The organism is Aquabacterium sp. (genome assembly GCF_021768455.1).
Lineage (GTDB): Bacteria > Pseudomonadota > Gammaproteobacteria > Burkholderiales > Burkholderiaceae_C > Aquabacterium.
In genome coordinates, this window is the sequence record NZ_JAIZVX010000144.1 from 1 (window position 1) to 11,044 (window position 11,044).

Below are 11,044 nucleotides of genomic sequence, written 5' to 3' on the forward strand. Positions count from 1 at the left end.
CTGCGTCGACAACCTGCCCCCCGAACTGCTGCGCGGCCTGATCACGCTGGAGCAGCAGCGCCCGCATGAACTCAAACGCCGCATCGCCGTGGCGGTGGACGTGCGCAGCGCGCATTCGCTGCCCCACCTGCTGCCCGTGCTGGGCGAACTCAAGCAGGAAGGGCACGCGCTGCGCTCCGTCTTCCTGGACGCCAGCACCGATGTGCTGGTGCGCCGCTTCTCGGAAACGCGTCGCCCTCACCCGCTGCAGCAGGTGCAGGGCACGCCCCAGCCCGAGCAGGCCACGCCGCGCCGCCGCGAGTCCGACCACCGCACCCTGGCCACCACCGAAGACCAGGCCCTGATCGACACCATCAACCTCGAGCGCGAGTTGCTGAGCCCGCTGCGCGAGGTCTCGACCGTGATCGACACCACCTTGCTGCGCCCGGCCCAGCTGCGCGTGTGGATCCGCAACATCGTGCAAGCGGCGCCTGCGCGCCTGACCCTGGTGTTCGAGTCGTTTGCCTACAAGCACGGTGTGCCGGTCGACGCCGACTTCGTCTTCGACGTGCGCATGCTGCCCAACCCCTTCTATCTGAAGGAACTCAAGCCGCTGACCGGCCGCGACCAGCCAGTGATCGACTACCTGGCCGCCCAGCCCGAGTCCACGGAACTGATCGCCCAGATCGAGGCCTTCCTGCTGCGCTGGTTGCCCGCCCTGGAAGGCGATCAGCGCAGCTACGTCACCGTGGCCCTGGGCTGCACGGGTGGCCAGCACCGCTCCGTCTACTGTGTCGAGCAGCTGGTGCAGCGCTTTGCCTCACGCGGGGTCGTCCTCGCCCGCCACCGGGAGCAGGACGCCAAGTGAGGCCCTCGTGCCGACCTCAGCGCCTGGCCATCGCCTCGCGCAAGGCGGTCTTGAGCTGCTCGCCAATCTCGGGCTTGCCGGCAAACGGGTCGGTCGGGTTGCGGGCCTGCACCACGTCTTCCAGTCGGGTCTGCACCATGCCCAGCGCCTGCGGGTGGGTGTAGACGTAGAAGCGCCCGGCCTCGATGGCCTCGAACACCAGCTGGGCCGTGTCGGCCGCGGTGACCTTGCCCGAGGTGACCGCCTTTGCGCTCATGGCCTGCGCGATCATCTGGCTGGCCGTGGGGCGGCCCTCGCTGCGCAGGGCCTTGGGCCGGTTGCGGTGCGAGAGATGGATGCCCGTGGGCACGAAGTACGGGCACAGCACCGAAGCGTGGACCTGATCGGTGACCAGGGCCAGGTCCTGGTAAAGGGTTTCGCTCAGCGACACCACCGCGTGCTTGCTGACGTTGTAGGCACCCATGTTGGGAGAGTTCAGCAGGCCGGCCATGGAGGCCACGTTGACGATGTGGCCGCGCCAGGCCGGGTCCTGCTTCGCCGCGGCCAGCATCAGGGGCGTGAACACGCGCACGCCGTGGGCCACGCCAAACAGGTTCACACCCAGCACCCATTCCCAGTCGCGCTCGGTGTGTTCCCAGATCAGGCCGCCGAAGGCCACGCCCGCGTTGTTGATCACGATGTGCGGCGCGCCAAAGCGCTCCATGCACAGGTCGGCCAGGGCCTGGACGTCCACGCCGCGCGACACGTCACCCTGCAGGCCCACGACCTGCACGCCCGTGGCGGCGAGTTCGGCCACGGCGGCGTCCAGGGCGTCCTGCTGCACGTCGGTCAGCACGAGGTTCAGGCCCTTGCGGGCGGCCAGCCGGGCCAGTTCCAGGCCAAAGCCGCTGCCGGCGCCGGTGATCACGGCCGTGTGGCCGGCTTGCACTTGCCATGCACTCATGGGTTGTTTCCTCTTCCGTATGGGGTGGGGTGGCTTCAGTTCAGATCAGCTTGACCAGCTGCTTGCCAAAATTGCGGCCCTTGAGCAGGCCCAGGAAAGCCTCGGGCGCACTGGCCAGGCCTTGCGCCACCGACTCCCTGAACTTCATGCGACCGGTGGCCACCAGGGTGCCCAGCTCTTTCGTGGCCTCGGGCCAGACCTCGGGGTGCTCGCTGACGATGAAGCCTTCGACCTTCAGGCGGTTGACCAGGATCAGCGCCGGGTTCTGCAGGGGCGTGGGCTCGCCGTTGTAGCCGGCGATGAAGCCGCAGACCGCGATGCGGCCAAAGGCGTTCATGCGCAGCAGCACGGCGTCGAGGATCATCCCGCCCACGTTCTCGAAATAGCCGTCGATGCCATCGGGCGTGGCGTCTTTCAGGGCCTTGTAGAAAGCCTTGGGGTCAGGGTGGGCCTTGTGGTCCACACAGGCGTCAAAGCCCAGTTCATCGACCACGTAGGCGCACTTGTCGGGCCCACCGGCCACGCCCACCACACGGCATCCTCGGGCCTTGGCCAGCTGGCCCACCACGCTGCCCACCGCGCCACTGGCCGCACTCACCACCACCGTTTCACCGGCCTTGGGCTGGATGATCTGGACCAGGCCATACCAGCCGGTCACGCCCGGCATGCCCACCGGGCCAAGATAGGCCGAAAGCGGGACGTGGGTGGTGTCGACCTTGCTAAGCATGGCGCCCCTGGCAGAGGCATCGACCACGCTGTATTCCTGCCAGCCGCCCAGGCCCACGACCCGGTCGCCCACCGCGAACTTCGGGTGCCTGCTCAGCAGCACCTCGCCCACCGTGCCGCCGATCATCACGGCGCCCAGGGGCTGAGGTTCGGCGTAGCTCCTGCTCTCGTTCATGCGGCCGCGCATGTAGGGGTCGAGCGACAGGTAGTGGTGGCGCACCAGCACATGCCCCTCGGCCAGCGCCTCGAGCGTGGGCACAGGGGCCTCGCTGAACTGGAAGTTGGCAACCGTGGCTTCGCCCTGCGGGCGCGAGCCCAGCAGGATCTGGTGGTTGATGGCAGGCATCTCGACGCTCCTCAGGGGTGGATGGGATCAGGCCGGATCGACCGAACCGGCCGGTCCGGACAAGGGATGCGTGCGCCGGCCCGAGACCGGCAAGGCGCGCAGCAGCTTGAAGGTGCCCGTGGCATGGGCGCACAGCTCGCCCGCCTCATTGAGCACGCGGGCCTCGCAAAAGGCCATCTGGGCGCTGGCGTGCAACACCGTGCCCAGGGCGCGCAGTCGGCCGGTGCCGGGCCGCATGAAGCTGGTCTTCATCTCGATGGTGACGGCGCCCGGCCCACCACCGGCCTCGTCCTGGTGGCGGCTGCGGGCGGCGTGGGCCATGGCCACGTCCATCAGGGTCATGAGCAGGCCACCATGGGCCACGCCGAAAGAGTTGGTGTGCACGGCCTCATTGAGCACGAGCGAGAGTTCGGCCTCACCGCCCTCGAAACGCTCAAGCTGGCAACCCAGCTCGGCCACGAAAGGGATGTGGGCAGGAAAAGGCAGGGACATGGTTCAGGTGAAAAAAGGTTCAGGCACCGATGGCCGCGCTCACGCCGCCATCCACCGGCAGGATCTGCCCGGTGATGTGCTTGCCGGCATCGGAGGCCAGCAGCACGGTTGCGCCCTTGAGGTCTTCGTCATCGCCCAGGCGCAGCAAGGGCGCGCCCTTGGCGATCTGGGCCTCGCCAGCGGCTTGCAGCAGGCCCGCGGTCATCTTGCTCGGGAAGAAGCCCGGCGCGATCGCGTTGACGCGGATGCCCAGGTGCCCCCACTCGCAGGCGAGGGCCCGGGTGAAGTTCACCACGGCACCTTTGCTGCTGTTGTAGGCGATGGTCTGCATGAAAGGCGGGTTGCCGCCCAGCCCCGCGATGGAGGCCACGTTGATGATGCGCCCCTGCTGGCGGGGGATCATGCTCAGGCGGGCCACGGCCTGCGAGAGCAGGAAATAGCCACGCACATTGAGGTTCATGACCTTGTCCCAGGCCTCGAGCGGGTGGTCTTGTGCGGGCGCACCCCAGGTCGCCCCGGCGTTGTTGACGAGGATGTCGATCTGACCCAGGCGGGCATGGGCCTCGGTGGCCAGACGACCGATGTCGTCGGGCGCACCCGCATCGGCCGCGATGAAGCTGGCGTCGATGCCGGCGTACTTCAGGCGGGACACGGCCTCTTCCAGGTCGGCGGCCTTGCGCGAACTCACCAGGACGCGGGCGCCCGCCTCACCCAGGGCGTGGGCCATCTGCAGGCCCAGGCCGCGCGAGCCACCGGTGATGAGGGCCGTGCGGCCACTCAGGTCAAACAGTTGCTGGACGGTGCGGGGCGTGCTCATGGGTTCTCCTCGGCCAACAGGCCGGTGTGCGGGGGCCGCAGACGGCCCCGATGGCGGCACCCGGAGGCGGTGGCTCAGACGAGGTAGTCGAGCACCTGGCGACCGGACGCCATGTCCTTGATCTGGGCCACCACACCCTGGTGGTGCGGGTGGGGTTGGTAGGCAGCGAGGGCGGCGGCATCGACGAAGGTCGAGACCAGCACCACATCGGCCGAAGCCTCCAGGCCCGGGGTTTTGATGCCCACATCGAACTCGTGCATGCCCGGGACCAGGTCCTTGCAGGAGTCGAGCAGGGCCTTGACCTTGGGGGCGTTGGCGGGGTCTTTCAGGGTGAACATCACGATGTGGCGGAGCATGGTCTTGTCGCTGGAAAGCGGATGGGCGGGTCAAGGAGCCGCTCAGAACCAGTCGGCCTCGGCTTGGGCACAGGTCTGGTCACGGCGGGCCACCACCCCCAGCCACGCGTCGATCTTGGGCAACTCGTAGGCAAAGAAGTAGTCGGCGGCCGCAAGCTTACCCCTGAGGAAGCCCGGACCCCGCGGCCCCAGGTCCCAATGCCCTGCGCTTTGGGCCGCCTTGGCCGCCAGGGCCAGCTCCAGCCAGATCCAAGCCATCACGGTGTGGCCAAAAGCCTGCAGATAGGGCGTGGCGTTGGCAAGGGCGGCTTCGGGCTCGTTGGTGGCCCAGGCGGCCTTGGTGGCCGCACCCACTTTCTGCAGGGCCGCGGCCAGGGCGTTGGCGTGCAGGGCCAGGCCTTCGACGTGTCCGGCCTGTGCCGCCGTCTGGCTGATGCGCCGGGCCAGCACGGCCAGGGCCTTGCCACCGTTCATCACCACCTTGCGCCCCAGAAGGTCGAGGCCCTGGATACCATGGGTGCCCTCGTGGATCATGTTGAGGCGGTTGTCGCGCCAGTGCTGCTCGACCGGGAAATCGCGCGTGTAGCCATAGCCGCCCAGGATCTGAATGGCCTGGGAGTTGGCCTCCTGGGCCCACTCGCTGGGCCAGCTCTTGGCGATCGGGGTGAGCAGGCCCAGCAGCAGGCCAGCCTGCTCGGCCTCGTCGCCGCTGCCGGTGAGCTCGTCGTCGACCAGCTGGGCGCACAGCAGGCCCAGGGCCAGGCCGCCTTCCACGATGGCCTTCTGCATCATCAGCATGCGCTTGACATCGCTGTGCGCGATGATCGGCACCTGGGGCGCGCTGTGGTCCTTGCCTCCGCTGCCCATGGGGCGGCCCTGGGGGCGCTGCTTCGCGTATTCGAGCGAAGCCTCGTAGCCGGCATAGCCCAGCATGGTCGCGCCCAGCCCCACACCGATGCGGGCCTCGTTCATCAGCGTGAACATGCACTGCAGGCCTTCACCCTGCTTGCCGATCAGGTAGCCCACCGCCCCGGCTTCGCCATGGACGGGGAAGCGGCCTTCACCAAAGTTCAGCAAGGTGTTGACCGTGCCACGGTAGCCGCACTTGTGGTTGAGGCCCGCCAGGGCGACGTCGTTGCGCCGGTCGGTGATGCGGCCCGCCTGGTCCACCAGCTTGCGCGGCACGATGAAGAGGGAGATGCCCTTGACGCCCGGCACCGGCTTGCCATCGGCGCCCGGGATCTTGGCCAGCACCAGGTGCACGATGTTTTCGCCCATCTCGTGCTCGCCGCCCGAGATCCACATCTTGTTGCCCTTGAGGCGATGGCGCGCGCCCAGGGCGTCGTCCTGCCAGGGCACGCCGCTGCCATCGCCTGCGACATCGGGCAGCGCCCTGGTTGCGATGTCGGACAGGCTGGAGCCGGCCTGGGGCTCGCTCAGGCACATGGTGCCGAAGGTGCGCCCCTCGAAGCCCCCCTTGGCGAACACCTCGATCTGCTTCGCGCTGCCGTGCGCCAGGATGGTGTTGGCGTTGCCCCGCGTGAGCATGGGGTAGGCAGCCAAGGCCACGCTGGCCTTGTAGAAAAAGCTCATCGAGGCGACCTCGACCACCGTGGGCAGCTGCATGCCACCCAGTTCGGCATCCTTGCTGGCCGCCAGGAGCCCGGCCTCGTTGAAGGCCTGCAGCGCGACCGGGGTCTCCGCCGGCAGGTTCACGCGCACACCGTCGAACGCAGGCTCCTGCACATCGAGAAGGCGATTCAAGGGTGCGAACCGCTCCGTCGCGATCTGCTCGCTCAGGTCGAGCACCGCGTCAAAGGTCTCGCGGTTGTGCTCGGCGTGGCGTGGCCGCTGGCACAAGGCTTCGACCCGGAGCCAGTCGTGGAGCAGGAAATCGAGGGTGGCGCGGTGGCTCATGGTCTGGCGGCCCCTCGCTGGCTCAGTTGAAGGTCTTGCCTTCGGCGGCCAGGCGGGCGAGGCGAGCAGCCGGCGTCCAGAAGGCCGGATCGCCATGCGGGTTGGCCGCAAAGCCCTGCATCAGCTCGACCACCTTGGGCAGGCCCAGCAGGTCGGCATACAGCATCGGGCCGCCCCAGCTCAGCGGGAAGCCGTAGCCGGTCAGGTACACCATGTCGATGTCGGACGCCTTGGAGGCAATGCCTTCTTCGAGGATGGCCGCCCCTTCATTGACCAGGGCCAGCACCAGGCGCTGCACGATCTCATCGTCCGAAATGGCGCGGGGGGTGAGGCCCTTGTCTGCCCGCACCTGGTCGATGCAGGCCTGCACCTCGGCCGAAGGAACGGGTTCACGCCGGCCTGCCTCGTAGTCGTACCAGCCCTTGCCCACCTTCTGGCCGAAGCGGCCCAGCGAACAAATGGCGTCGCCCACGGGGCTGTAGACCACATCGGGCTTTTCGACCTTGCGGCGCTTGCGGATGGCCATGCCGATGTCGTTGCCCGCCAGGTCGCCCACACGGAAGGGGCCCATGGCAAAGCCAAAGGCCTCGGCAGCCTTGTCCACCTGCTGCACGGAGGCGCCCTCCTCCACCAGGAAGAAGCTCTGGCGCACGTACTGCTCGAACATGCGGTTGCCGATGAAGCCGTCGCACACACCCGAGACCACGGCCACCTTCTTGATCTTCTTGGCCACCTGCATGACGGTGGCCATCACGTCCTTGGCGGTGTGCTTGCTGCGCACCACTTCCAGCAGGCGCATCACATTGGCCGGGCTGAAGAAGTGCAGGCCCACCACGTCGGCCGGGCGCCGGGTCACCTCGGCGATCTGGTCCACATCGAGCGTGGAGGTGTTGGACGCCAGGATCGCGCCAGGCTTCATCACCGCATCCAGCTGGGTGAAGACCTGCGACTTCACGCCCATGTCCTCAAACACGGCCTCGATGACCATGTCGGCCTGGGCGATGTCCTCGTAGCTCAGGGTGGTGCTCAGCAGGGCCATGCGCTGCGCATACTTGTCTTGCGACAGCTTGCCCTTGGCCACCTGGGCCTCGTAGTTCTTGCGGATGATGCCCAGGCCGCGCTCGATGGCCTCCTGCTTCATCTCCAGCAGCGTCACGGGGATGCCTGCGTTCAGGAAGCACATCGTGATGCCCCCGCCCATGGTGCCGGCGCCGATCACGGCCACCTTCTCGATCTTGCGAGTGGGCGTGGCATCGGGCACATCGGGGATCTTGCTGGCGGCGCGCTCACCAAAGAAGGCGTGCTGCATGGCCCGCGCCTGGGGGCCGACCATGAGGACCTTGAAGAGATCGAGCTCCTTCTGGATGCCGGCATCGATGTCAGGCGTCTGCACGGCGATCTCGATGGCATCGATGCAGCGCTGCGGCGAGACCAGGCCGCGGCGCGTCTTGGCCATGTCCGCGCGGGCTTTCTGGAAGAGTTCGGGATCGCTCACTGGCGAGACCGACAAGTGGCGCACCAGCGGCATGGGGCGCACATCGGCCACGTCCCTGGCGAAGGCCAGCGCACCGGCCAGGAGGTCGCCCTCGATCAGCCTGGCGATCAGCTGTTGGCCGGGCACCTGGGCCAGCTTTTCGCTGGGCACCGAAGCGCCGGAGGTGACCATCTGCAGCGTCTGCTCGACCGGCAGCACACGGGGCAGGCGCTGGGTGCCACCGCCGCCAGGGATCAGGCCAATGTTGACCTCGGGCAGCGCCACCTGCACGCCAGGCGCCATCACACGGTAGTGGCAGCCCAGCGCCAGCTCCAGGCCACCGCCCATCACCACGCCATGGATGGCGGCCACCACGGGCTTGGTGCTGCGCTCGATGGTTTCGATGGTGAGGTGCAGGCCGGGCGAGGCGAAGGCCGCCGGCGTGTTGAATTCGCGGATGTCGGCCCCGCCGCAGAAAACCTTGCCCGATCCGATGACCACGATGGCCTTCACGGCGGCATCGGCATTGGCCTGCTGGATGCCGTCGACGATGCCGGCGCGGGTGGACAGCCCCAGGCCGTTGACCGGGGGATTGGCCAGCGAGATGACGGCCACGCCGTCGGTGACTTGGTAGGTGGTGCTCATGGCGATCTCAGGATGGGTGAATCAGACGAGGCTCGTCGACCAGACACTGTGCAACAGCTTCAGGCCACCTGCGGCCCGCGGCCTCATCGGGCGGGATCCTATTCTGACAAGAAGCCTTGTACGAATTGAAAACGATTGTGGCAGAGCTTCTGCAAGGGTCCAAGCGTGACACGGGAAAACACCTAGGTGCAAGCGTTCGCCCTGGCTGGCGCGAGGCCCTTTGCCGCCACCTTGCGCGGGATCAGACTTCCAGCCACTCCTTGCGCACGTACTGGTCGGCGCGGAGTTCGTCCGGGCTGCCCTCGAACACCACCTCGCCATGGCCCATGACGTAGCAGCGCTGGGAAATGTCGAGCGCGATGGTGAGCTTCTGCTCCACCAGCAACACGGCCAGGCCGCGGCGCTGCAAGGCCTTCAGGTACTCGCCCACCAGTTCCACGATTTTGGGTGCCAGGCCCTCGGTGGGCTCGTCGATCATGATCAGATCGGGGTCGCCCATGAGGGTGCGGCACAGGGTCAGCATCTGCTGCTCCCCGCCCGACATCACACCCGCCTCGGTGTGCTGCCGCTCCTTGAGGCGAGGAAAGAGCTGGTACATGTCGTCCAGCGTCCAGCGGCCTTTCTTGCGACCGGATTGCTGGCCCAGCAGCAGGTTCTGCTCAACGGTGAGCTTGGGGAAGACATCGCGGCTTTCGGGCACATAGCCAATGCCCTGGCGGGCGATGTCGTAGGCCTTGTGACCCAGCAGGTTGCGCCCCTTCCAGCTCACGGTGCCCTCGCCTTCCACCAGGCCCATGATGGCCTTGATGGCCGTGGAGCGCCCTGAGCCATTGCGGCCCAGCAGGCTGACGATCTCGCCCGGGTTCACGGTCATGTTGACGCCGTGCAGGATGTGGCTCTTGCCGTAGTAGGCGTGCAGGTTCTCGATGCGCAGCATGCTCAGGCCTCCACGGGGTGGGCAGGCTGTGCCGGCACACCGGCCTCGGCAGCCTGGGATTCGGCCAGGGTCGAACCCAGGTAGGCCTCCTTGACGCGCTCATTGGCGCGCACGGCCTCGGGGGTGTCAAAGGCGATCACCTCGCCGTACACCAGCACCGCGATGCGATCGGCCAGGCCAAAGACCACGCCCATGTCGTGCTCCACGGTCAGCAGGGTCTTGCCCTCGGTCACCTCACGGATCATGCGCACGAAGTTGGCGGTCTCGGACTTGCTCATGCCGGCCGTGGGCTCGTCGAGCAGGATGACGTTGCCACCGCCCGCGATGGTCACGCCCACCTCCAGTGCCCGCTGTTCGGCATAGGTGAGGTTGGCCACGTTCACATCGCGCTTGCGGCGCAGGCGGATCATGTCGAGCACCTGCTCGGCCCGCGCGTTCACCTCGGTCAGGTTGGAGAGGAAGCGCCAGAAGGCATAGCGCTCGCCCATGGACCACAGCACCGCGCAACGGATGTTCTCGAACACGCTCAGGCGCGGGAAAAGGTTGGAGACCTGGAAGCTGCGCGCCAGCCCCTGGCGGTTGACCTCGTGCGGCGCCTGCCCCTGGATAGGGCGCCCATGGAGCAGGATCTCGCCACTGCTGGGGGCCATGCGCCCGCTGATCAGGTTGAACAGCGTGGACTTGCCCGCACCGTTGGGACCGATCAGGGCCACGCGCTCGCCTGCCTTCACGGCCAGTTCGGCGCCACGGATGATCTCGGTCTTGCCGAAGGACTTGCGCACCTGGCGCAGTTCCAAGGCCAGAGGGGAGGAAGAAGAGACTTGGCTCATGTGCGGTCCTCAATGGCCTTCACGGCGGCGGGTTTCGGCCTCGATGTCTTCCTGGATGTGGCCCCATTCCCTGAGGAACTGCCGACGCGCCACCTCAAAGAGGCCCACGCCCGTCAACAGCACCAGGGCTGCGCCCACCCAGGCATCGACGCCGCGGGTGTCCAGCATGGCGCCAGCGAACTTCATCTGCGTGCCCAATGCCTCGTTGAGCTTGATGTGATAGATCATCTCGACCATCACCGCCAACCCCATCAGCATGGCCAGGGCCGTGCCACCCAAGGCCAGGTAGGCCGTCCAGATCTTGCGCAGCATGCCGTGGGCGGCCACGCGCAGGTTCATCATCAGCAGGCTGGAAAGCCCACCTGGCGCATACATCACCATGAACAGGAAGAACAGGCCCAGGTAAAGCAGCCAGGCCTTGCTCAGTTCCGACAGCAGCACCGAGGCCAGCACCATCAACACGGCGCCAATGATGGGCCCGAAGAAAAACAGCGCCCCACCCAGGAAAGTGAACAGCAGGTAGGCGCCCGAGCTGTGAGCGCCCACGACCTCCGCCGTCACGATCTCGAAATTGATGGCGTAGAGGCCGCCCCCCACGCCAGCAAAAAAGCCCGCGATCATGAAGGCAAGGTAGCGCACGCGCTGGGTGTCGTAGCCGATGAACTGCACGCGTTCGGGGTTGTCGCGCACGGCGTTGTCGGTGATGCGCTTGGC

General features: G+C 67.2%; 10 protein-coding genes and 1 pseudogene. 1 reads left to right on the top strand and 10 read right to left on the bottom strand.

The window, feature by feature from the left end; translation table 11 throughout:
- The coding region (rapZ, locus tag QZ994_RS16015) for an RNase adapter RapZ (RefSeq protein ID WP_290873852.1) at nt 1-847 on the top strand (847 nt) is incomplete at its 5' end.
- A gap of 16 nt (nt 848-863) precedes the next feature.
- On the opposite strand, the gene QZ994_RS16020 is transcribed toward rapZ, so the two are convergent.
- The 10 genes and pseudogenes from QZ994_RS16020 to QZ994_RS16065 form a co-directional block, all read right to left on the bottom strand.
- The gene (locus QZ994_RS16020; protein WP_290873855.1) at nt 864-1,790 is read right to left on the bottom strand and encodes an SDR family oxidoreductase; all 927 of its coding nucleotides are present in this window, start codon (nt 1,788-1,790) and stop codon (nt 864-866) included.
- Nucleotides 1,791-1,830: 40 nt separating this feature from the next.
- Complete coding sequence (locus QZ994_RS16025) at nt 1,831-2,862, bottom strand: NADP-dependent oxidoreductase (protein WP_290873857.1); 1,032 nt, start codon at nt 2,860-2,862, stop codon at nt 1,831-1,833.
- Between the two features lie 27 nt (nt 2,863-2,889).
- Nucleotides 2,890-3,354 (bottom strand): PaaI family thioesterase, encoded by a 465-nt coding sequence (locus tag QZ994_RS16030; RefSeq protein WP_290873859.1) that lies wholly within the window; start codon nt 3,352-3,354, stop codon nt 2,890-2,892.
- A gap of 19 nt (nt 3,355-3,373) precedes the next feature.
- Nucleotides 3,374-4,171: an SDR family oxidoreductase gene (locus QZ994_RS16035; protein WP_290873862.1), complete on the bottom strand. Its 798-nt coding sequence runs from the start codon at nt 4,169-4,171 to the stop codon at nt 3,374-3,376.
- Between the two features lie 74 nt (nt 4,172-4,245).
- Nucleotides 4,246-4,527 carry a Dabb family protein gene (locus tag QZ994_RS16040; RefSeq protein WP_290873865.1) on the bottom strand — a complete coding sequence of 94 codons (282 nt, stop codon included), beginning with the start codon at nt 4,525-4,527 and terminating at the stop codon, nt 4,246-4,248.
- Nucleotides 4,528-4,569: 42 nt separating this feature from the next.
- Nucleotides 4,570-6,444 (bottom strand): acyl-CoA dehydrogenase, encoded by a 1,875-nt coding sequence (locus QZ994_RS16045; protein WP_290873867.1) that lies wholly within the window; start codon nt 6,442-6,444, stop codon nt 4,570-4,572.
- 22 nt (nt 6,445-6,466) lie between these two features.
- Nucleotides 6,467-8,563: a 3-hydroxyacyl-CoA dehydrogenase NAD-binding domain-containing protein gene (locus QZ994_RS16050; RefSeq protein WP_290873869.1), complete on the bottom strand. Its 2,097-nt coding sequence runs from the start codon at nt 8,561-8,563 to the stop codon at nt 6,467-6,469.
- A gap of 241 nt (nt 8,564-8,804) precedes the next feature.
- Nucleotides 8,805-9,500, bottom strand: a complete 696-nt coding sequence (locus QZ994_RS16055) for an ABC transporter ATP-binding protein (RefSeq protein WP_290873872.1) — start codon at nt 9,498-9,500, stop codon at nt 8,805-8,807.
- Nucleotides 9,501-9,502: 2 nt separating this feature from the next.
- Nucleotides 9,503-10,330: an ABC transporter ATP-binding protein gene (locus QZ994_RS16060; protein WP_290873875.1), complete on the bottom strand. Its 828-nt coding sequence runs from the start codon at nt 10,328-10,330 to the stop codon at nt 9,503-9,505.
- 9 nt (nt 10,331-10,339) lie between these two features.
- Nucleotides 10,340-11,044, bottom strand: a pseudogene (locus QZ994_RS16065) (branched-chain amino acid ABC transporter permease); the annotation flags it as partial.